Source organism: Streptomyces sp. NBC_01268 (assembly GCF_036240795.1).
GTDB lineage: Bacteria > Actinomycetota > Actinomycetes > Streptomycetales > Streptomycetaceae > Streptomyces.
Genome location: NZ_CP108454.1, coordinates 4741342 through 4762760, shown reverse-complemented (window position 1 = coordinate 4762760; position 21419 = coordinate 4741342). Strand labels below are relative to the sequence as shown.

At 73.2% G+C, this 21419-nt stretch carries 21 protein-coding genes; 9 read left to right on the top strand and 12 right to left on the bottom strand.

Annotation, left to right across the window (positions count from 1 at the left end):
* The first annotated feature begins 128 nt into the window (after positions 1–128).
* Together OG309_RS21330 and OG309_RS21325 are read left to right on the top strand one after the other, a co-directional pair.
* Positions 129–713: a sigma-70 family RNA polymerase sigma factor gene (locus OG309_RS21330; protein WP_329423046.1), complete on the top strand. Its 585-nt coding sequence runs from the start codon at positions 129–131 to the stop codon at positions 711–713.
* On the top strand, positions 710–1951 hold the full coding sequence (locus OG309_RS21325) for a zf-HC2 domain-containing protein (RefSeq protein ID WP_329423045.1): 1242 nt from the start codon (positions 710–712) through the stop codon (positions 1949–1951). Before OG309_RS21330 ends, OG309_RS21325 begins: the two co-directional genes overlap by 4 nt.
* Positions 1952–1964: 13 nt before the next feature.
* Here OG309_RS21325 and purU read toward each other — a convergent pair whose 3' ends face one another.
* Positions 1965–2816 (bottom strand): formyltetrahydrofolate deformylase, encoded by an 852-nt coding sequence (gene purU, locus OG309_RS21320; protein ID WP_329423044.1) that lies wholly within the window; start codon positions 2814–2816, stop codon positions 1965–1967.
* Positions 2817–2862: 46 nt separating this feature from the next.
* On the bottom strand, positions 2863–3309 hold the full coding sequence (locus OG309_RS21315) for an SCO4402 family protein (protein ID WP_046906595.1): 447 nt from the start codon (positions 3307–3309) through the stop codon (positions 2863–2865).
* A gap of 193 nt (positions 3310–3502) precedes the next feature.
* Here OG309_RS21315 and OG309_RS21310 point away from each other — a divergent pair, with 193 nt between their 5' ends.
* Positions 3503–4765 (top strand): ABC transporter substrate-binding protein, encoded by a 1263-nt coding sequence (locus OG309_RS21310; protein WP_402544453.1) that lies wholly within the window; start codon positions 3503–3505, stop codon positions 4763–4765.
* Between the two features lie 3 nt (positions 4766–4768).
* Here OG309_RS21310 and OG309_RS21305 read toward each other — a convergent pair whose 3' ends face one another.
* Both OG309_RS21305 and OG309_RS21300 read right to left on the bottom strand, forming a co-directional pair.
* Complete coding sequence (locus OG309_RS21305; protein ID WP_329423042.1) at positions 4769–6226, bottom strand: hypothetical protein; 1458 nt, start codon at positions 6224–6226, stop codon at positions 4769–4771.
* Between the two features lie 132 nt (positions 6227–6358).
* Positions 6359–7741, bottom strand: coding sequence for a transcriptional regulator (locus OG309_RS21300; RefSeq protein ID WP_329423041.1), 1383 nt, complete (start codon positions 7739–7741; stop codon positions 6359–6361).
* A gap of 352 nt (positions 7742–8093) precedes the next feature.
* Here OG309_RS21300 and OG309_RS21295 point away from each other — a divergent pair, with 352 nt between their 5' ends.
* The 3 genes from OG309_RS21295 to OG309_RS21285 all read left to right on the top strand — a co-directional run bounded on the left by OG309_RS21295 (position 8094) and on the right by OG309_RS21285 (position 11351).
* On the top strand, positions 8094–8759 hold the full coding sequence (locus OG309_RS21295) for a bifunctional DNA primase/polymerase (RefSeq protein WP_329423040.1): 666 nt from the start codon (positions 8094–8096) through the stop codon (positions 8757–8759).
* 133 nt (positions 8760–8892) lie between these two features.
* On the top strand, positions 8893–9738 hold the full coding sequence (locus tag OG309_RS21290; RefSeq protein WP_329423039.1) for an ABC transporter ATP-binding protein: 846 nt from the start codon (positions 8893–8895) through the stop codon (positions 9736–9738).
* A complete protein-coding gene (locus OG309_RS21285; protein WP_329423038.1) occupies positions 9735–11351 on the top strand; it encodes a transporter in 1617 nt (538 codons plus the stop codon). Before OG309_RS21290 ends, OG309_RS21285 begins: the two co-directional genes overlap by 4 nt.
* Positions 11352–11443: 92 nt before the next feature.
* Here OG309_RS21285 and OG309_RS21280 read toward each other — a convergent pair whose 3' ends face one another.
* Together OG309_RS21280 and OG309_RS21275 are read right to left on the bottom strand one after the other, a co-directional pair.
* Positions 11444–12463 (bottom strand): RNA polymerase sigma-70 factor, encoded by a 1020-nt coding sequence (locus OG309_RS21280; RefSeq protein ID WP_329423037.1) that lies wholly within the window; start codon positions 12461–12463, stop codon positions 11444–11446.
* A 33-nt stretch (positions 12464–12496) separates the two neighbouring features.
* Positions 12497–13717, bottom strand: coding sequence for an NAD(P)/FAD-dependent oxidoreductase (locus tag OG309_RS21275; protein WP_329423036.1), 1221 nt, complete (start codon positions 13715–13717; stop codon positions 12497–12499).
* Between the two features lie 401 nt (positions 13718–14118).
* Here OG309_RS21275 and OG309_RS21270 point away from each other — a divergent pair, with 401 nt between their 5' ends.
* Complete coding sequence (locus OG309_RS21270; RefSeq protein WP_402544457.1) at positions 14119–14562, top strand: SSI family serine proteinase inhibitor; 444 nt, start codon at positions 14119–14121, stop codon at positions 14560–14562.
* A gap of 61 nt (positions 14563–14623) precedes the next feature.
* Here the strand turns inward: OG309_RS21270 and OG309_RS21265 are convergent, their stop codons facing one another.
* The 3 genes from OG309_RS21265 to OG309_RS21255 form a co-directional block, all read right to left on the bottom strand.
* Entirely contained in the window at positions 14624–14803 is a 180-nt protein-coding gene (locus OG309_RS21265; RefSeq protein WP_329423035.1) for a hypothetical protein, read from the bottom strand.
* Positions 14803–15828 (bottom strand): trypsin-like serine peptidase, encoded by a 1026-nt coding sequence (locus OG309_RS21260; protein WP_329423034.1) that lies wholly within the window; start codon positions 15826–15828, stop codon positions 14803–14805. Before OG309_RS21260 ends, OG309_RS21265 begins: the two co-directional genes overlap by 1 nt.
* Positions 15829–16039: 211 nt before the next feature.
* Complete coding sequence (locus tag OG309_RS21255; RefSeq protein ID WP_329423033.1) at positions 16040–16804, bottom strand: alpha/beta fold hydrolase; 765 nt, start codon at positions 16802–16804, stop codon at positions 16040–16042.
* 104 nt (positions 16805–16908) lie between these two features.
* Between OG309_RS21255 and OG309_RS21250 the strand changes: the two genes are divergently transcribed.
* Positions 16909–17463, top strand: a complete 555-nt coding sequence (locus OG309_RS21250) for a PadR family transcriptional regulator (RefSeq protein WP_329423032.1) — start codon at positions 16909–16911, stop codon at positions 17461–17463.
* 77 nt (positions 17464–17540) lie between these two features.
* On the opposite strand, the gene OG309_RS21245 is transcribed toward OG309_RS21250, so the two are convergent.
* Complete coding sequence (locus OG309_RS21245; RefSeq protein ID WP_329423031.1) at positions 17541–18023, bottom strand: carboxymuconolactone decarboxylase family protein; 483 nt, start codon at positions 18021–18023, stop codon at positions 17541–17543.
* 128 nt (positions 18024–18151) lie between these two features.
* Here OG309_RS21245 and OG309_RS21240 point away from each other — a divergent pair, with 128 nt between their 5' ends.
* Positions 18152–19315 (top strand): phage baseplate protein, encoded by a 1164-nt coding sequence (locus OG309_RS21240; RefSeq protein ID WP_329423030.1) that lies wholly within the window; start codon positions 18152–18154, stop codon positions 19313–19315.
* 24 nt (positions 19316–19339) lie between these two features.
* Here the strand turns inward: OG309_RS21240 and OG309_RS21235 are convergent, their stop codons facing one another.
* Together OG309_RS21235 and OG309_RS21230 are read right to left on the bottom strand one after the other, a co-directional pair.
* Positions 19340–20152: a N,N-dimethylformamidase beta subunit family domain-containing protein gene (locus OG309_RS21235; protein WP_329423029.1), complete on the bottom strand. Its 813-nt coding sequence runs from the start codon at positions 20150–20152 to the stop codon at positions 19340–19342.
* 128 nt (positions 20153–20280) lie between these two features.
* Positions 20281–21162: an alpha/beta fold hydrolase gene (locus OG309_RS21230; protein WP_329423028.1), complete on the bottom strand. Its 882-nt coding sequence runs from the start codon at positions 21160–21162 to the stop codon at positions 20281–20283.
* Between the last annotated feature and the right edge of the window lie 257 nt (positions 21163–21419).

The following is a 21419-nucleotide window of genomic DNA, read 5'->3' as shown; positions in this document are numbered from 1 at the left end:
CCTCGTTCCTTACCATCCGGTCATCCGTCAAGGGCGCACTTGCGGCAAACAGGAGTGCGCCGGGTCCCGGGCCACTACTTTGGAGAAGAACCCGGGTCAGGAGGGCCGGGCCGTCGGGAGGGCTTCGGATGGCGAAGGACACACCACCGCGCTGGGACCGCAGGATGCAGCAGCGCCTCGCACGCGGCGAGGCCGCGGCCCTCGGCGAGCTGTACGACCGCTTCGCCTCCCTCGTGCACAGCCTCGCCCACCGGGTCCTCGACGACGACGACGCGGCCGACCAGATCACCCGCGAGGTCTTCGGCTACATCTGGGAGAACCCCGACGCCTACGACCCCAAGCAGGGCAACATGCGCGCCTGGGTCGCCCGGCTCACCCAGCGGCAGGCCGTCCACCGGCTGCGCCAGGCCGAGGCGGTCGCGTACGCGGAGCGCGGCGAGGGCTCGGCCGAGGAGCTGGAGCAGAAGGTGCGCCGGGCCTCGGTCGCGGCCCGCGCGGACTACATCGTCACCTCGATGCCGACACCGCTGCGGCAGGCCCTGGAGCTGGCCTACTTCCAGCGCCGGGACTACCGGCAGACCGCCGCCGACCTGGGCGTCACCGAGGACGAGGCACGGCGCAGGCTGCGGCTCGGCCTCCAGCTGCTCTCCACCGCCAACACCCGCTCGATCGAGGGCTCCTCGCCGCCCGGCTCCTACGGGCGGCCGCTGTGACCGGGGCGAACGGCGATCCCGAGGAGACCGCACGCGCCCCGCGGATACCGGGCCCCCGGTGGGCGGCGGACGACCACGCGGACCTGTCGGCCCCACGGCCGGATCCCGCCCCTGCTCCGGACCCGGCCCCGGAACCGCTCCCGCACCGGGTGCTCAAGTCCCTGCTCGGGGCCTGGGCCCTGTCCGCCTGCTCGGCGGAGGAGACGCAGGCCGTCGAGGACCACCTCACCGAGTGCGCGCCCTGCGCCGACGAGGCGCTGCGGCTGCGGGACGCGGTCGGGCTGCTGCACGCCGAGCGCGACCTGGACCTCGACCCGCTGCTGCGCTCCCGGGTCCTGGAGAACTGCCTGGGCCGGCGCCCGGCCCGTATCCCGGTGCCCGCCTGGGCGTCCCCGTACGACGCCGAGACCGCCCGGCTGGACGCGCTGCTGCGCGACATCGGCGAGGCGGAGTGGCACGCGCCGGTGCGGCTGAAGTGGTTCGAGGACGAGCGCCGGGTGAACCGGAAGACGACCGTGGCCGGGGTGATCGGACATCTCCTCGCGGTGGACGGCCTGGTGGCCGCGTCGCTCGGCCTCGACGACCCGCTGGGCGCCGGCGGGGCGGGCGAACTGACGCCGACCGAGCGGACGGAGGCGTACTGGAACAGCTCGGGCCGGCCGCCGACCCGCTCGGTCCGCGAGCCCTGGCGGGAGCAGAGCCACACCCTCATCCGCACCGCGTCCTTCGCCGGGCGCGGCGTCGCGGACCTGACGGTGACGTACGGGGACTTCGCGCTGCCGCTGCGGGACTCGCTGCTGGAGCGGGCCTTCGAGTGCTGGGTGCACGCCGGGGACATCGCGCGGGCGGTGGACTACCCGTACGAGCCGCCCAGCGGCGCGCACATGCACGGCATGATCGACCTCGCGGCCCGGATGCTGCCCGCGACCCTCGCCGGGCGCCGCCGCACGGGGCTGGCGGCCCCGGCCCGCGAGATGGTCACGGCCGGCTCGCCCGGCCGCTCCCTCCACCTGGAGATCGAGGGCGCGGGCGGCGGGCACTGGTTCATCGCCCTGGACTCGCCCGGGGCGCTCGGCTCCCGGGAGCGCGCGGTGGCCCAGGTGGCGATGGACGGCGTCGAGTTCTTCCAGCTGGTCGCCGGGCACGTCCCGCCGGAGGAGGCCGCGGCGGGGCAGGACGGCGACCGGGAGGCGATCCGCGACGTGCTGTGCGCGGCGGCGTCCCTGAGCCGGATGTAGCGGGGCCGGCTCCCTAGGCGAAGACGACCGTGCGGCGCCCGTTGAGCAGGATGCGGCGCTCGGCGTGCCACTTCACGGCGCGGGCGAGCGCCTGGCACTCCACGTCGCGGCCGGTCGCCACCAGCTGGTCGGGGGTCACCTCGTGGCCGACCCGCTCGACCTCCTGCTCGATGATCGGGCCCTCGTCGAGGTCGGCCGTCACGTAGTGCGCCGTGGCGCCGATCAGCTTCACACCGCGCGCGTGCGCCTGGTGGTAGGGCTTGGCGCCCTTGAAGCTGGGGAGGAAGGAGTGGTGGATGTTGATGATCCGCCCGGAGAGCTGCTTGCACAGGTCGTCGGAGAGGACCTGCATGTAGCGGGCGAGGACGACCAGCTCGACGTCCTCGTCGCGGACCAGGGCGAGGAGTTCCGCCTCGGCCTCCGCCTTGGTGTCCTTGGTGACCGGAATGTGCCGGAACGGGATCCCGTACGAGCCGACCAGCTCCGCGAAGTCCGTGTGGTTGGAGACGACCGCCACGATCTCGACGGGCAGCGCGCCGATCCGGGAGCGGAACAGCAGGTCGTTCAGGCAGTGGCCGAACTTCGACACCATCAGCACGACGCGCATCCGCTCGTCGGCCCGGTTGATCTGCCAGTCCATGGTGAACGAGTCGCCCACCGCGGCGAAGCTGGCCCGCAGCTTCTCCACCGTGACCGGCGCCTCCGCCGAGAAGTGGACCCGCATGAAGAAGAGACCGCTGTCACGGTCTCCGAACTGCTGGCTGTCCTCGATGTTGCATCCCGTGATGAAGAGATAGCTCGACACGGCGTGCACGATGCCCTGCTTGTCGGGGCAGGAGAGGGTGAGGACGTACTGGTCGGTCATTGGCCCAGCCTGCCACACCGGGCGGACCACCCCGCGCCGCCGTCCGTCAGGCGGAACGGGTCATGATCCGCAGGATCTCCAGGGAGCGCGGCGGCACCTCGGGGTCCTCGCCGTCCGCCGTCGCCATCCGTACGTGTGCCTCGCGGGCGGCCCGCACCGCCTCCGGCCACCCGTGGTGCTCCAGATACGCGGAGACCGGCGCGTCCGGGCCGACCTGGTGCATGATCCGCAGCACCCGCAGCACGGCCACGTCCACGAGGGCGGCCTCGCCGGAGTCGCGGAAGATCGTTCCCACGTACTTCTCGGCGGACCAGTTGTCCAGCCAGGTGTCCTCGACCAGGCGGTAGACGGCGTCGGTGACGTCGCCGTACCCCTCCTGGCCGGCCAGCCAGGTCGTCTCGTGGAACCCCGGATCCGAAAGCATGTGCAGCGCCGAGCGCACGTTGCTGCGCCAGCGCCACCACGGCATGTCGTTGAGAGGCATGCCGCCCATGGTGGAGGAGCGACGGCCGCGACGGGAAGAGTTCACCGAAGGGGAGGTGGTACCGGACATCTTTCGATCGTACGTTCACCCACTGACAGCGCCCTTTCCGGGCCCGGGCGACCCCCGTAATTCACCTTCACGTCACCCAGCGTTGAAGCGCGCTCACTCCCGCGTTACCCGTGGGGCGGAATTGTGCATGCCCATGACCGGTAGGCGACTCATCTCAATCCTCGCGTACGTCACGACAGCGGCGGCAGGTGCGTCGCTGCTCACCGGCTGCGGCGTCCTCCCTGGGGCCACGGGGGGCTCCAGGGAGCCCGTCACCGTCATGACCTGGGCTCCCGACCAGACCCGTGCCACCAACATGCCCGGCATGCCCGCGATGGCCCAGGCCTTCGCCCGCTGGGTCAACAGCGAAGGCGGCCTCGACGGGCACGAGCTGCGCGTCCTGACCTGCAACGAACAGAACACCTCCGCCGGCGCCGCGGCCTGCGCCCGCAGGGCCGTCCGCGAGGGCGCCGTCGCCGTCGTCGGCTCGTACAGCCAGAACGGGCGCGCCTTCATGGCCCCCCTGGAGGCCGCCGGCATCCCGTACATCGGCGGCTACGGCATCTCGGAGGACGAGTTCACCTCCCCGCTCTCGTACCCCGTCAACGGCGGCCAGGCCTCCCTCATCGCCGGCCACGGCATGCAGCTCGCGGCCGGCTGCCGCAAGGTCTCGCTGGTCCGCCCCGACACGATCGCCGGCGACAAGCTGCCCGACCTGCTCAACTCCGGCCTGCGCAAGGCCAGTCACCGCAAGGCCGTCGACATCCCGGCCGTCGAGGACGCCGCCGAGTACACCCAGCAGGCCGACCGCGCCCGGACCCGCGCGGGGGACGAGGGCGGCTGCGTCACCGCCGTCCTCGGCGAGCGCACCCAGACCTTCTTCGACTCCTTCCGCCGACTGCCCGGGGAGGAGAAGGAGGGGAAGAGCGGCGTGCGGATCTCCTCCGTGCTCGGCAGCGTCGGGCAGCCCCTCATCGACCGCTCCGGCGGCGCGCACAGCCCCTTCGAGGGCGCGTTCGTCACCGGCTGGTACCCGGACGCCGACAACAAGAGCTGGGCGCCGATGCGCAAGGTGATCCAGCAGCACGCCTTCGTCGACAACCGGGTCGACCCCTCGGACGCCGGCGTGCAGACCACCTGGATCGCGTACACCGTGCTCAAGCAGGTCGTGGAGTCCCTCGACAGCGACGAGGTCACCGCCGTGCAGCTCTCGCACGCGCTCGACAACGGCGTACGGATCGACACCGGCGGCCTCACCCCGGCGCTGCGCTGGCGGTACGACGACCTGCTCGGCGCCCCCGGCTTCCCCCGGATCGTCAACCACGACGTGACGTTCCAGGTGGTCCGCCAGGGGCGGCTCGTGGCGCAGAAGCCCGGCTTCGTCGACGTCGGCGAGACCGTGCTGACGGCGCCGTAGCGCCTACAGCTGCGTCTGGCTGCGCTTCGTCAGTCCGTACTTCTCGGCGGTCGGGTTCCACAGCCCGGCCGCCTCGCGCTTGGCGGTGCTGGCCTCGCCGCTCTTCTTGTTCGCCTCGATGGTCTGGGAGGTCGAGCGGGCCCGGCCGCCCTTGCAGACCTTCTTGCTCTTCGCCTGGTCCGCCCAGGCCGCGTAGTGGTCGTCGGCGGAGGCCGAGGCCTGCCAGGCCTTGGTGAGGGCCGCGGTGAGCGCGCCGCTGTCCGGGACCTTGTCCACGGACAGCTTCTGGAGCCGGGTGACGAGCCCGCGCCGCTGCTCGGCGGCGCCCCGCAGGTCGCCGGCGGCCTGGTCGAGGTTGGAGCAGGTCTTGATCGCCTCGACGGAACGGATCACCGCGTCGCGGCTGTTGTTGCTGTCGGCGAGCAGCTTGTCGAGCTGCTTCGCCTGCTCCTCGGCCGGATCGGCGGCCTTGTCGGTCGTGCCGCCGCCGGCGGCGGACGGCGCGGAGGAGCTGGCGGCCACGTTCTGACCGCCCTTCTGGTCCTTCTTGTCCTCGTCTCCCCCGCTGAGCAGCGCGCCCGCGCCGAGGCCGACCACGGCGCAGCCCGCCACGACGGCGGCGATCAGCGCGACCGGCGACTTCCGGCGCCGCGGCTCGGGCTCGTCGTACCCCTGCTCGTCGTAGTACGCCTCCTGGAAGCCGTACTGCTGCTGCGCCTGCTGCTGGTGGTGCTGCTGCTGGTGCTGCGGGGGCGGCTGCGGCGGCTGGTACTGCTGCTGGTGCGGCGGCTGGTGCAGCTGCACCGAGGGCTGCTGGTGCTGCACGACCGGAGGCACGGGCGCCGACGCCTGGTGCGGGGTCTCGCTGCGGAACAGGTTCTCGAAGTCGGCGAGCGGCGGGCGCTCCCCGGGAGCGTGCGGACCGCCGTGCGGGGCCTGCGGGGGCGTCTGCTGCGGCGGTACGGGCGCGATGAACTGGGTCGCCTGCATGTCCGGGCCCGGGGCGCCGGGGCCCGGGGCGACCGGCGGGATCAGCTGCGTCGCCTGCGAGTCGGCCACCACCGGCGGCAGGTACTGCGTGGCCTGCGCGTCGGCGGGCGCCGGCGGCGGGTAGCCGTACCCCGGCTGGGACGGGTGCTGCGGGGGCGCGGGCGGCGGGTAGCCGTAACCGGGCTGGGGCTGCTGCTGGTGCTGCTGCTGCTGCTGCTGCGGCTGGTGCTGCTGCGGCGCCGGCGGGTAGCCGTAGCCCTGCTGGGACTGCGGCTGGGGCTGCTGGTGCTGCTGCGGGGGCGCGGGCGGCGGGTAGCCGTAGCCGGCCTGCGGGGCCACCGGCGGCTGGGCCGGGACCGGCGGCAGGTACTGCGTCGCCTGGGCGTCCGAGGAGCCGCCAGGGGTCACCTCAGGGGGGAGGGGCTGAGCGGCCGGATACTGCTGCTCCGGCCCCTGTCCGCTGTGCGTCACCGGGACTCCTACTGATGCCTGCTGATGGACCTGCGTACCTACGGAACCGTCGGCCCACGCTACCGGGTGCGCCCAGCGCCCCGCACACACGTGTGACAGAGGTGTGACGTAGGACGCCCCCGGGAGCCGCCGCTATGCCGCGTGCAGCTCCAGCCTCGCCCCGAACTCCCGCACCACCGCCTCCCCCGCGTACGGATCCAGGCGGTCCCGCAGGTCGTCCAGGTACTCCATGCCCCGGGTGGAGCGCAGCGTCGTGAGGAGTTCGAGGGCCCGGGTGCCCGTCTGGCAGGCCTGCTCGACCTCGCGCTGCTGGACCTGCGCCGCGGCGAGCAGCGCGAGGCCGATCGCGCGCCGCCGGGCCCGGGTCTCGGGGTGCCCGGCCAGCGACTCCCGCGCCGCCCGGGCCGCCTCCCGCGCGTGGCCGAGGTCCCGGTGCCCGTGCGCCAGCTCGTCCGCGAGGTAGGCCCCGTCGAAGTGGGCGATCCAGTCCGGGTCGTCGCCCGACTCCGGGTCGGCCTGCCCCAGCGCCTCCGCCGCGCGCCCCGCGACCAGCTCGAAGGAGGACGCGTCGCCCAGGAGCGCGTGGCCGCGGGCCTCCGCCGCGAGGAACATCGCCTCCGCGCGCGGCGTCACGTGCCCCCGCGCACCCTCCTGCGCGGCCCGCGCCAGCTGGGCGATCTCGCGCGGGTTGCCGAGCTGGGCGGCGAGGTGGCTCATCGACGCGGCCAGCACGTAGCCGCCGTAGGCCCGGTCGCCCGCGGCCTGCGCGAGCCGCAGCGCCTGGATGTAGTAGCGCTGGGCGAGGCCCGGCTGGCCGGTGTCCACGGCCATGTACCCGGCGAGCTCCGTCAGCCGCGCGACCGCCGCGAACAGCTCCCGCCCGACGGCCTCCCGGTAGGAGCCGGAGAGCATCCCCGACACCACGCTGTTGAGGTAGTGGACGACCACCGGGCGCACGTGCCCGCTGCCGAAGCGCCGGTCGAGGTCGACGAGCGCGGCGGTCATCGCCCGTACCGCGGCGACGTCCGAGAACCCGACCCGCGCCCCGGCGGCCCGCGCCACCTGGGTGTCGGCGCCGGTGATCAGCCAGTCGCGGGAGGGCTCCACGAGCGCGGAGGCGGCGACAGCGGAGCCGGACAGGAAGTCCCGGCGGCCCACGTCGCTGCGCCACAGCTCGCAGACCTGCTCGATGGCGCCGAGGACGGTCGGCGCGAACTGGAGGCCGACGCCCGACGCGAGGTTGCGGCCGTTGGCCATGCCCACCTCGTCGATCGTGACGGTGCGGCCCAGCTTGCGCCCGAGCGCCTCCGCGATGACGCCCGGGGCGCGGCCGCGCGGCTGCTGCCCGCGCAGCCAGCGCGCCACCGAGGTCTTGTCGTACCGCAGGTCCAGGCCGCGCTCCGCGCCGACCATGTTGACCCTGCGGGCGAGACCGGCGTTGGAGCACGCGGCCTCCTGGATGAGCGCCTGCAGCCGTTCGTTGGGCTGGCGGGCGACGAGTGGCCTGGCTGCCATGATGACTACCCCCTGAGGCCGTGCGGTGGTCCGCGGTGCGGGCCGGTTCGAGTCGAGCCGAACCGAACCGAGTTGATCCGGTTGATCAACAGGACTGATCAATGCCCGGCAGATATCCGGTCAATGCCGATGTGAACACGCGAAACCGGACACGACGGTCGCAGCCGCCCACGGGCAGCCGGGACCGACGCCCCCCGCCTCCTGTCCTACCCGCCCACCGCTCTCCTGCCCCACGCGCGCCCCCGCCCGTGCAACCGTGCGCCCCGCATGCAGGATCGATGCTCCACACCGCTCGCCGCCCCGCCCGTAACCCCAGGTGACGGCGGGAGTTGAGTTCGACGTGGAAGAGACCATGGGAGTCACGGACGCCGCACAGATCCCCAAGCAGCGAGGCGAGCTGCTGCTGGACAGCGCCGTGCGGTACGCGGAAGAGCGGCACTGGGACGTGTTCCCCGGGACCTGGCTGGAGGCGGTCGAGGGCAGGGAGCGCTGCTCGTGCGGCGTGGAGGCGTGCGCCTCGCCCGGCGCGCACCCCGCACGGCCCGACTGGTCGACGCAGGCGACGGGCAGTGCCGTGGGGGCCCGGCGGATGTGGTCGAAGCAGCCCAAGGCCTCGATCCTGCTGCCCACCGGCCGCACCTTCGACGCGGTCGAGGTGTCCGAGTCGGCCGGTTTCCTCGCGCTGGCCCGCATGGAGCGCATGGAGCTGACGCTCGGCCCGGTGACCTGCACGCCCGACCGCCGGATGTTCTTCTTCGTGCTGCCCGGCGCCGCGGCCAAGGTGCCGGACCTGGTGCGCAAGCTGGGCTGGGTGCCCGCCTCGATCGATCTCACGACGCGCGGCGAGGGGCACTTCGTGGCGGCGCCGCCGACCCGGGTCGGCGGTTTCGGAGCGGTGCAGTGGGCCCGCAAGCCCACGGCGGCGAACCGCTGGCTGCCGGACGCGGAGGAGCTGATCAGCGCGCTGGCGTACGCGTGCGGTCGCGAGGCGGCGGACGCGCGCGGGCGGCACGCCTGACCTGCGCCCCGGCCGCCCCGACCCGGCCCCCGGGTCCGCCGTCCTTCGGGTCTTACGACCATATGGCCGGATCAGACGCGGCCGTAAGGTGGTGCCCGTCAGACGGGGACCATCGAAGGGTTGACGCAACATGATGCCTGACCAGGCATTTGACGGAGTGTTCGAAACGGCGGGCGCGACACCGGGATCGGGATCCGGGGCGGTGCCCGCCGTTCGCGTCGAGGGGCTGTGGAAGCGTTTCGGCCAGCAGATCGCGGTGAACGGGATCGATCTGGTCCTGCCCGCGGGCAAGTTCATCGGTCTCGTGGGCCCCAACGGCGCCGGCAAGACCACCACCCTCTCGATGATCACCGGGCTGCTCCGCCCCGACCACGGACGCATCCTGGTCGCCGGCCACGACGTGTGGGCCGACGCCGAGTCGGTCGCCCAGGTCAAGGCCAAGATCGGCATCCTGCCCGAGGGGCTGCGCCTGTTCGAGCGCCTCTCCGGCCGTGAACTCCTCGCGTACAGCGGCCGGCTGCGCGGGCTGCCCGGCGCCGAGGTCGACAAGCGCGCCGCCCAGCTGCTCGACGTCCTCGACCTGGCCGGTTCCCAGCACAAGCTGGTCGTCGACTACTCGACCGGCATGCGCAAGAAGATCGGTCTCGCGGCGGCCCTGCTGCACAACCCGGAAGTCCTCTTCCTGGACGAGCCGTTCGAGGGCGTCGACCCCGTCTCGGCACAGACCATCCGCGGCGTCCTGGAGCGGTACACCGCCTCGGGCGCCACGGTCGTCTTCTCCAGCCACGTCATGGAGCTGGTGGAGTCGCTGTGCGACTGGGTCGCGGTGATGGCCGCGGGCCAGATCCGCGCCCAGGGCCCGCTGGAGCAGGTGCGGGGCGAAGCACCGTCACTGCAGGCCGCGTTCCTGGAGCTGGTCGGCGCGAACGGACGGGACACCGGCGAGTCCCTGGACTGGCTGGGCGGTTCGGGCCGATGACCACCGCCACTGCGCCCGCCCCCTCGCTGACCGCCGTCTTCGTACGGCTCAAGCTGGCGCTCCTCAAGAACGGCCTGAAGCAGTCGGGCGGCCGGACCGCCGCCTACATCATCTCGGTCGTGTTCGCCGCGGTCTTCGCCGCCGTGACGCTGCTCGGCTTCGCCCTGATGCGCGGCAGCGTCAACGCGCCCACCGTCACCGTCCTGCTGGCCGGGATCATGGCGCTCGCCTGGACGGTCATGCCGCTGTTCGTGCCGAGCGGGGACGAGACCCTCGACCCCTCCCGGCTCGTGATGCTGCCGCTGCGGCCCCGGCCGCTGGTCCGGGCGCTGCTCGTGGCCTCGCTGGTCGGCATCGGCCCGGCGTTCACGCTGTGCGTGAGCGTCGGCGCGGCCGTCGCGCTCGCGCACGGCGCGGCCGGCACGCTCTTCGCCGTCCTCGCCGTACCGCTGGTGGTGCTGGTGTGCGTGGCGCTCTCGCGGTCGGTGGCGGCGGCGAACGTACGCCTCCTCACCTCCCGCAAGGGCCGTGACCTCGCCGTCCTGTCCGGTCTGGTCATCGCGGTCGGCATGCAGCTGGTCAACTTCGGTGCCCAGCGGCTCAGCCAGGCCGGCGGGCTGAGCGCGGTCGAGCCCGCCGCCGAGGTCGTGGGCTGGCTGCCGCCGGCCTCCGCGATCTCCGCGGTGGACGCCGCCGGCGAGGGCGACTACGCGGTGGCCGCGGCCAAGCTGCTGCTCACCGCCGCCGCGCTGGTGGGCCTCGTCTACTGGTGGCAGCGCAGCCTGGTGCGCCTGATGGTCGAGCCGGACGGCTCCACGATCGGCGCGGCCTCGGACTCCGGCGCCAAGGACAAGGCGTCCTCCGGTCTGTTGGGCCGGATCCTGCCGGGCGGGCGCACGGGCACGGTGATGGAGCGCAGCCTGCGCTACATCTGGCGCGACCCGAAGACGAAGGCGGCGTGGGTGACCTCGCTCGCGATCGGCGCGATCGTCCCGGTCTTCAACGCGCTGCAGGGAACCGGCACCGTCTACTTCGCCTGTTTCGCCTCGGGCATGCTCGGCATCCAGATGTACAACCAGTTCGGCCAGGACACCTCCGCGTTCTGGATGGTCGCGCAGACCATCGCGACGAAGGCCGACGCGTACGCCGAACTGCGGGCCCGGTCGCTCGCGCTGCTGACCGTCACCGTGCCGTACACGGTGCTGGTGACGACGGTGACGGCCGCGATGCTGGACGCCTGGCAGAAGCTGCCGGAGGCGCTGGGCGTGGCCCTGGCCCTGCTCGGCGCGATGATGGCGACGGGTGCGGTGGCCTCGGCGACCTTCCCGTACTCGATCCCGCAGGACAGCGCGTACAAGAACGTGGCACCGGGGCAGGGCGGGCTCGCCTGGATGTCCATCTTCGGCGGCATGGTCTCCGCCGCGGTGCTGTGCGCGCCGGTGATCGGGCTGACGCTCTTCCTCCACCTCGCGGACCACGAGGACCTGTTGTGGGTGCTGCTGCCGGGCGGCGCGCTGTACGGCGCGCTGATCACCTGGGGCGGCCTGAAGCTGGCGGCCCCGCGGGTGTCGCGGCGGCTGCCGGAGATCCTGGCGGCGGTCAGCAAGGGCTGACCCGACGCGCGCGGGCGTACGCGCCCGACGGCGAAGGGCCGGGTTCCCGTTCTCGGGAGCCCGGCCCTTTCGTGTGCCCTCGGCGGCGGGCGTCAGCGGGTGAGTGCGGTCTCCGCGCCGACGCGGGTGAGCTTGTGCGGGTTGCGGACGTAGTAGAGGCCGGTGATGTGCCCGTCCTCGACGTGGGCCGCCATGATGCCGTCGATCTCGCCGTTCCCCAGGATGAGGAGCGCCGGGTTGCCGTTGAGCGTGACGGGCTCGCAGGTGACCGTGACCCCGGCCTTGGCGGAGCCGCCGAGGTAGAGGCGGGTGAACTTGTCCGCGCCGACGATCGGGCGGACGGCGGCCTGCCGGATGCCGCCACCGTCGCTCAGGACGACGACGTCCGGGGCGAGCACGTCGAGGAGCCGCTGCGGGTCGCGTTCCTCCAGTGCCCGCTGGAAGGACTCCAGGACCGCGCGGGCCTCGCGCGGGGTGACCGTCTTGCGGGGGCGGCGCGCGTCGACGTGCTTGCGGGCCCGGTGGGCGATCTGGCGGACGGCCGCGGGGGTCTTGTCGACGGCGGCGGCGATCTCGTCGTAGTCGACCTCGAAGACCTCGCGCAGCACGAACACGGCCCGCTCGGTCGGCGACAGCGTCTCCAGGACGAGCATCAGCGCCATCGACACGCTCTCGGCGAGCTCGACGTCCTCGGCCACGTCCGGCGTGGTGAGCAGCGGCTCGGGCAGCCACTGCCCGACGTACGCCTCCCGCCTGCGCTTCATGGAGCGCAGCCGGTTGAGCGCCTGCCGGGTGGTGATGCGGACCAGGTAGGCGCGCTGGTCGTCGACCCGGTCGAGGTCGACCTTGCTCCACCGCAGCCACGTCTCCTGGAGGACGTCCTCGGCGTCGACGGCCGAGCCGAGCATCTCGTAGGCGACGGTGAAGAGCAGGTTGCGGTGGGCGACGAAGGCGTCGGTCGCGAGGTCGGCCGGACCGCCGGTGCCGGCCGGGGCGGCCGGAGCGGCCGGGGCGGCCTCGTCGGCCGGGGTGGCCGGGGTGGCCTCGTCGGCCGGGGTGGCCGGGGTGGCCTCGTCGGCCGGGGTGGCCGGCCCGGCCGCGTGATCGTTCATGATCACATCCTGGTCCCAGATCCACATGATCCGCTAGCCCTTTCGGCCGGCGGTCGCGGGCGCCTCGACCCGCCCGTCCTGGAGCTGCTTCGCGCGCGCGGCGCCGCCCGACTTGCCGCGGTGCAGGCCGTACGAACCGGGCTTGTGCGCCTCGTCGGCCAGGTGCTTGGGGACGACCGTGCACACGGTCTCCTTCAGCTTCGCGCCCAGGCGCCCGTCGACCTTGAACCACACCGCCTCGTCGGACCGGTTGGCGAACTGGAAGATGCCGTCGGCCCGGCCGAGGCTGATGCACTGGGCGGCGAAGGGGCGGTTGATCGTCTCCGGCTGCTCGGCCGTGATCCGGCTGAGGATCGTGTCGGCGGCCTGAGCGCCCAGCGGCATCGCGGCCTGGCAGCTCATCCGCAGCGGCAGGCCCGAGGGGGCCGCCGAGTCCCCGGCCGCGATGACGCGCTCGTCGTCCACGCTCGTCAGCGTCTCGTCCGTGAGCAGGCGGCCCAGGGCGTCGGTGGTGAACCCGCTGCGCGCGGCGAGGTCCGGCACGCCGAAGCCCACGGTCCAGATCGTCACGGCGCTCTCCAGCTCGCGCCCGTCGGCGAGCAGCACGCTGTCGGCGCGCACGCCCGTCACCTTGGTGTCGGGGCCGTCGAGCACGGTCACGCCGAGCCGGGCCAGCCGCGTGGCGACCGAGCGGCGGCCCCGCGGGTGGAGGTACGGGCCGAGGACGCCGCCGCAGACCAGGGTCACCGCACGCCCGGTCTCGGCGAGTTCGGCGGCGGTCTCGATGCCGGTCGGACCGGCGCCCACGACCGTCACGGGGGCGGTCGCGGGAGCGGCGTCGAGGGCGGGGCGCAGTCGCTCCGCCTCCTCCAGGGTGCCGATCGGGTACGCGAACTCGGCAGCCCCGGGCACGCCCGGGTCGGCGCTGCCGCTGCCCACCGCGTACACGAGGTAGTCGTAGGAGAGCGTGCCGCCGCCCGCCAGGTCCACGCCGCGGCCGGCCGCGTCGATCCGGGTCGCGGAGTCCACCACCAGGCTCACGCGCTCGGCCAGCACGTCCCGGTAGGCGACGACCGCGCTGTCCGAGCCGCCCACCAGCTGGTGCAGGCGGATGCGGTGCACGAAGGCGGGGCGCGGGTTGACGAGCGTGACGGTGACGTCGTCGCGCTGGGTGAGGCGGTTGGCGGCCATGACGCCGGCGTAGCCGCCGCCGATGACGACCACGTGGGTGGGGGTGGTGGTGTGCGCGTTCATGGTGTCTCTCCTCCGTCTTGGTTGTTCGGCATCAAGACACCAGGACCCTCGATCCTGTGACACGTTGTGGCCCGGATCACATCCCGGGAGCCGTCACGGGACGTCGCGGGACTCTGAACGGAGGGTTCCGGTCGATCGAACTCGGGCGAGAATGCTCCAACTCGGAACATTTTCCGGACTCTCGCAGGTCAGACGGTCGTTCTCGGTTGAACCGCCACCCCGACCGGGTCGGTCAAGGACCTCGCCCGAGCGCCGCACACCCGCTCCGAGCTGCCCGAACTACCGGTCGGTAGGCCGCGATTCGCACGTACGGCCGGAAAGCGGCGAGCGGGTGTGCGATCACCCTCCGCGTCGACAAGACTCCCGTCCGTATCCGCACTCACACGCGAAGGGACACCCCCGTGCGTTACTTCCGGACCCTGGGCGCCACCGCGCTCGCCACCACCACCGGCCTCGCCCTCGTCGCCACAGCGATCACGAGCGACGCCGAGGCCGCACCCGCCGGGCTCTACCCGCCCTCGGCGCTCGTGCTCACCGTCGGCAAGGGCGAGCGCGCCGCCACGGCCACGGTCGACCGCGCGGTCACCCTCGTCTGTTCGCCCACACCCGGCGGCACCCACCCGGCTCCGGCGGAGGCCTGCTCGGAGCTGGCGGCGGTGGGCGGCGACCTGTCCCGGCTCTCGGCCGCCTCCCCCGGCCGCACCCCCTGCACCCGGGAGTGGGACCCGATCGTGGTGACCGGCTCCGGCGTCTGGCAGGGCAAGCGGGTCAACTGGACGAGCCGGTACGGCAACACGTGCGACCTGCGGGCCAAGACGGCCGAGCGGACGGTCTTCGCGTTCTGACGCGGGCGGTACGAGAGGAGGCCGGACCCCTTGGGGCCCGGCCTCTTCGCCGTCTCACCCCTCAGGGGTCCACGGGCATGTCCGGCTCACCGCTCTCGATGACGTGGTTGCCGCTCGGATCCACCGAGTGGCTCCGGCCGTCGCCCGGAGCGCCGGACTTCGGCCCGCACGCGGCGAGCGCGCACAGCAGCAGCGCGGCGGCGACGAGCAGGTGGCGCGGGGCGCTGACGGGCCTGGCCATCAGTACGACGAGTACGTGTTGAACGCGTCGCCGACCCAGCCGGCGAAGTACGGCGAGCGCATCTCCGTCGGGTTGTCCTTGCTGTCGACGTTGCTGTTCACGCCGTTGACCCAGCCGCTGTAGTACACGTTGTCGTCCTTGCCGAAGATCCAGGGACCGCCGCTCGACCCACCCGTCATGTTGCACGGGATCTTGATCTGGTCGGTGGTCCACCAGCTGCGCTGGGAGCTGGTCGCGGCGCAGAAGTACTGCCACTGGCCGTCGAAGGGCGGGGCCTGCGGGTAGCCCATGGCCGTCACGAAGCGGTCCTTGGACTGGTTCCACTGGAGGCCCATGCCGCCCACGGCGTTGACCAGTTCACCGCTGGAGTTGGGCGAGGTGATGACGATGCCGAGGTCGTAACCGAAGTTCCCGTCGTTGGTCCAGCCGTTGAAGGCGACGAGGGTCTCGGCCCACCAGGTGCCATAGGGGCGGCTGCCGTGGTCGTAGTACGGCACGAACTGCCAGTTGGAGTTCCACGACTGGCCGGGGCCGCCGTGGACGCAGTGCCCGGCGGTGAACACCATGTTCTTGTTGGTGCTGTTGACCGCCGAGCCGGAGCAGACGTAGTCCTTGCCGTCCGAGCCGGTGAAGAAGACCTTGCCCACGACCTGGGTCGCGGAGACCGTCGCCCGGAAGCCCTCGGCCCGGGCCGCGTTCCCCAGGACGGGGTCGGAGCCGGTCGTCGCCGGGCCCGTCGGCCGCTGGGGCGCGGGCCTGCCGCCGGGTCCACCGGTGCGCTCCACCCGCTCGGCCGGGACGGCCTTCGCCATCCGTTCGGGGGTCCAGTACTCCGCCGCCCGCGCCTTGGCGGTCGACGGGACCTTGTGCTCCACCGCCTGGGCTGCCGCGGCCGGCTGGGCGGCGGCCCGCGCGGAGGGCGCTTCGGGGGCCTCGACGGCCTGCGCGGCGGTCGGGAACAAGAGGAGGGTCGCTGCGGCGGCGATGCTCAGGGCGTACGAACGTCTGCGGCGTATGCCGGACACGTGATACCTCGATCTCCGTTGCTGGCATGGACATGCAATCCTTTGCAAACACATGACCGCCGGTCAACGAAATGTCAGAGGAATGGCCGGTTCGCCCGTGCGGTTTTCAGCCGCGCCCGGCCCGGGCGGCGGCGGCCCGGCGTGGGCGGCGGCGGCCCGGCGTGGGCGGCGGCGGGGCCGGGCGGCGGGCGGCGGGGCGTGCGCGCGGCGGTCAGGTCGCCGACGCGTCGACGACCGCGCGCGCGAACGCGTCGGGGTTGTCGAACATGATGTTGTGGCCGCAGTCGGGGATCGCCCGGACGGTCACGCCCGAGGCCCGCAGTCCCGCCGCGTCGGCCGGTTCACCGTCGGCCGCCGGGTGGAGGCAGGTGCGCGGGACGGACAGGCCCGCCAGATGGTCGCGCAGGGCCGGGGAGGTCCCCCGGGCCCGGTGGACCGTGGTGCGGTACAGCGCCTCACGACCGGCGAGCCGCATCGTGGACCACCAGAGCGGGCCGACCCGCTCCTCGGTCCGCTGCCACCCGTCGGCCAGGAACTCCTCCTCCGTGTAGGCGGTGATTCCGCTGCTGCCGGGAGCGGGTACCGGCGGGGCCGGGTCCAGGACGGAGTCCACGAGGACCAGGTTCGCGACCAGCCGCGGGTGCCGGGAGGCGAGCAGGATCGCCACGGCCCCGCCCAGGCTGTGCGCGATGACCTCGGCGCCCGTCACGTCGGCGGCCTCCAGCGCCGCCGCCACGGCGTCCGCGTGCGCCTCCAGGGTGTAGGAGAAGTCCGTGGGGCGGTCGCTGATGCCGAAGCCGAGCAGGTCGAGGAGCAGGGAGCGGCGACCGGTCAACAGGGGGTGCGCTGCGGCGGCGGCCCAGTAGACCGGCGAGGTGGCACCGAGTCCGTGCAGGTAGAGCCGGGCGGGCTCGGCGCCGGGGATCTCCACCCAGCGGATCCGGTCGCCGTCGGGGGTCACGGGGGCATGGCGCATGGCCGACTCCTTGCTCTCGGGATGACTCCCCGAGGCTACCTCGGCATCGAGGTATAGCGGAATCGATATACCTCGCCGGATCGGCGAGGTGGCAGCATGGCCTCATGCTCAAGCTCGCGATTCTCGGGTTCCTCAGGGACCGGCCGATGCACGGATACGAACTGCGCCGACACCTGGCCGCGCTGACCGGCCACATCCGCCCGCTCAGCGACGGCACCCTCTATCCGGCGATCAAGCGCCTGGAGACCGACAGCCTGCTCGTCCGCGAGACGGAGCCCGGATCGACCGCCGCCCCCCGGCACACCCTGCACCTCACCCCGGCCGGGCGGGCGGCGCTGCTCGAACGGCTCCGCACGCCCGAGCAGCTGGACATCAGCGACGAGAACCGCTGGTTCACGGTGCTGGCCTTCCTGCGCCACCTCGACGACCCGGCCGAGCAGGCCGCCGTGCTCCGCCGCCGGCTCGCCTTCCTCGACGAGCCCGCCAGCTTCTTCTACGACGACACCCGGCCGCTCGGCGCCGAGGAGATCACCGACCCGTTCCGCAGCGGCATCCTGCTGATCGCCCGGGCGACCTCACAGGCCGAACTCGCCTGGCTGGCCGACATGATCGCCGACCTGGAAGACCACCCCCGCCCGGCGGCGGCGGACCGGAGCTGACACCGGCCGGGCATCGGGCCGGACGGCCACGGCCGGCCCCGGCGCCCGACCCCGTGACGTCCGCTTCCGCACCCGCTTCAGTGCGCGGCGGCCAGCTGCCCCACCTCGTACGTCCCGGCGGGCTGCTGGGTGATGACGTTGAGGCGGTTGACGGTGTTCATGAAGGAGATCAGGGAGACGAGGGCGATGAGCTGCTCCTCGTCGTAGTGCTTCTCCGCGTTCTCCCAGGCCGCGTCCGTCACGCCGCCCGCGCCGTCCGCGATGCGGGTGCCCTGCTCGGCGAGGTCCAGCGCGGCGCGCTCCGCTTCGGTGAAGACCGTGGCCTCGCGCCAGGCGGCCACCAGGTGGAGGCGGACGGACGTCTCGCCGGCCGCCGTCGCCTCCTTGGTGTGCATGTCGACGCAGAAGGCACAGCCGTTGACCTGGCTGACGCGGATCATCACCAGGTCGCGGGTGGCGAGCGGCAGGGAGGACTCGGCGACGGCGCGGCCGGCCGCCATGATGTGCTTCATGGCCTTGCTGGTGGCGAGGGTGGCGGCGAGGTTCAGGCGGGGTTCCATGGCGGGCTCCTTGGCCTTGGCGGTGTGTGCCTACATCCCCTGGACGAGACGGCCCCGGCGGCTGTGACATGCCCACGCGATGATCATGCGATGCTCAAGGCTTCCTGCCGCTTCCGAGGAGACGTCACTTGATCAAGCTCGCTTCCGCCGTCACGCCCCCGCTGCTCGTCGGCGCCACCCTCGCCTCGTCCGTCAGCGTCGCGCAGTCGGTGTTCTGGGAGACCGTCGACCAGCTCTGGTACGTCTGCCAGCCCGACGGCACACCGGAGGACATGGACCGGGTCACCGTCACCCGGCTCAGCGCCGACGGGGCGCTCGTCGACAAGATGTACCTCGGCAGGTCCGGGCACGGGACCGGGCTGTGCGTCGAGAAGAACGCCACCGGGACCTACCTGTGGACCGGCGCCGTGCCGAACGGCGGCTGGGCCACCGCCCTCGCCCGCATCCCGTACGTGCCGAACGGCACCGCCGACGCGTCCGACGCGGCCGTCGTCCGGACCCCGCGTACCGGCGTGTTCCGGGTCTCCGCGTCGATCGACCCGACCCGGCACCAGCTGATCTTCCGCTGGCAGTCGAACAACGTGTCCTCGCCGACGGCGACCGGCGGCATCGACGCCTACGACCTGGGGCTCGCCGCCACCGGCATGTTCCAGCGGGTCCGGTCGATGACGTTCGGGGAATCGGGCAAGACCCTCCAGGGCTTCACGAGCCTCGGCGACTACGTCTACCACCTGTACGGCGACCAGAACGTCGACAACTTCCAGGTGACGTGCACGGACTGGGCCTCCGGCACCGTGCTCCAGACGCGGAGCATCACCGCCTTCCCGGGCATCGCCAACCGCGAGCCCGAGGGAATCTGCGTGTACGAGGACACGCTGGCGTTCGGCATAGCCGGGAAGCCGGACGGCGTGCGCCAGTTGAACGTGGCCCGCTTCCCGCACCCCGGGACGAACCCGTGGACCGAGGTGCCGGGCCTCTCCCCCGCGTACACCCCAACCAGCGCCAACTACGTGCCCCAGTACCGGATCGCCGGCGACCAGGTGCACCTGCACTTCTCGCTGTCGAAGGCGGACAACACCGCGTGGGGCCAGGGCGAGGTGCTGTTCACCCTGCCGCCGCGGGTGCGGCCGAACCGTACGCAGCGGCTGCTGGGCGTGGTGACCGGCGGCGCCGTCACCGCCGACACCATGGCGGTGCGCTTCGAGGTGGCGGCGGACGGCAAGGTGACCATCTGGGACGAGCGGAACCTGGTGGGCTGGGTGGGCGCGGACGTCAGCTTCTGGGTCTGCTGACGCCCGTCCCGGGGCCTGACGGTCCTATCGGAGCAGGCCGTCGAGGAGTTCGGCGGCCTGCTGCCGGGTCCGCTCGTCCGTGTGGCCGGGCTCGGCGAGGGCGAGCGGACGGGGCAGGGCGGTGGCCGAGGGGTGCACGACCGCCGCGTAACGGGCCGGGCGGACCCTGCCCCGGCGGACGTCCTCCTCGGTCGCGTACGTGACGTCGTACCCCGCCTCCTCCAGCCAGCGGGCCGTGCTCGCGTCCCTCCCCAGGGTCTCGGGCATGCCGAGCCCGGGGTACGGGCGCCGGCCGGCGTAGCTCAGCGGGACGACGGCCAGGACGTCGGAGCGGCGGGCGGGTTCGCGGACCACGAAGGGCGCGTAGGCGCGGTGCCCGTCGGGCGTGGTGAGGACGGCGAGGAAGAGGCCGGAGATCCAACTCGCGGGGACCCGCGTCTTCCAGGTCCGGCCGTCGGCCGGGACGTCGGCGGCGGTGAGCAGGTGGCGGGCGCGGTCGCCGCCGTAGTGGCCGAGGCGGTAGATCTCGACCGTGCAGGTGCGGTCGCCGCGCGCCGACACGCGCAGGGCGAGGTCCTGGCCCGGCTCGACGGAGGCGGCGGACGCGTACCCCTGGATCCGGGGGTTCTTCGCGTCGACCCCGCAGGTCTCGCCGCAGCCGATGCCCCACTGGTCGGAGCCCTCCGCCAGGTTCTCCCGCACGACCGGGTTGTCGCCGGTGTGCGGCCCGGCCGGGGGCAGGGGTCCGGCGGCCGCGGCGGCGCCGGGGGCGGCGACGGCGAGGGCGGCGGACGCGGCACCGGCCGCGAGCAGGACCGTACGGCGGGCGAGCTGCAAGGGAACCTCCGGGTCTGACGTCGCCGACGCCGGTCGGCGGCACCGGCTGCACCGACGTCGCTGACCGTCACTTCCGTCGCCGGCATCGCTGATGCGGCGGGCGCCCTGATGGGCGCCCGCCGGTGATCTTATAGACCCGGCGCCGGTGTCCGCCGGGGCGTCAGGACGCCCTCCAGGAAGGGTTCGACGGTCTCCCACCAGGCGTCGGCGTGCTCGTAGTGGAGGAGGTGCCCGGCGTCGGGGATCTCCGCGTACGCCCCTCGGGGCAGGACCCGGACCATCTCCTGCGCCTCGGCCCGGCCCAGCTCACCGTCGAGACCGCGGACGACGAGGGTGGGGCAGCGGACCTGGGCGAGGGACTCCCAGTGCGCGTCGTGGACCCAGGTCTCGCGGGAGGTGAGCATCTGGGCGGGGTCGAAGACGGGGCGCCAGCCGTCGGGCCGCTCGGCCATCACCTCGGCGAAGAACTCGCCCCTGGCCGGGTGCGGGCGCTCGACCCAGGGGTCCGCGTCGCCGAACCACTGCCGGACGGCGTCCAGCGAGGCGAAGGGGACGGGCCAGCGGCGGAACCAGTCCTGCCACTCGCGCTGGGAGGCCGCGCCGAGGGCGGAGGCGCGCATGTCGCAGATGACGAGGGCGCGGACGAGGTCGGGGCGCTCGGCGGCGAGCTGCCAGGCGGTGAGGGCGCCCATGGAGTGCCCGACGAGGGTGACGGGGCCGAGGCCGAGCCGCTCGACGACGGCCGCCGCGTCCGCGACGTACGCCTCGCGCGTGAACGGGCCCGCGGCGGGCTTCTCGCTGTGCCCGTGGCCGCGCTGGTCGAGGGCGACCGTGCGGTGGCGCCGGCCCAGCCGGCGGGCGGCGTGGGTCCAGTGGGCGGCGTGGCCCATGAGCCCGTGCAGGAGTAAGACGCCGGAGCCGTCGGCCGCCCCCGGGGCGGTCTCCTCCGTGAAGTCCCAGGCCGCCAGCCGTACGCCGTCGGCCCCGGTGACGTCGAGTCGTCGCACCATGCTGCTCGGCACCCCCTCTTTCCCTTGGAACTGCGCCAGACTATCGAACCTGTATTCGAAAATGAGCTCCTGCCGCTCAACACCCCTCGTTCGAGTGACGGCGCTCAAGGATTGACGGACGCGGCCGAGGGGAGATCTTCAGCGGGAGGCGGACCGCTCGGGGAAATCGGTCCGTGGGGAATGACCCTGGGAGCTCGGGGCTCCGGGTCAGCACAGGGGAGGACAGGCCCCGGCGCCTCAGGGCGCCGGGGCTTTCT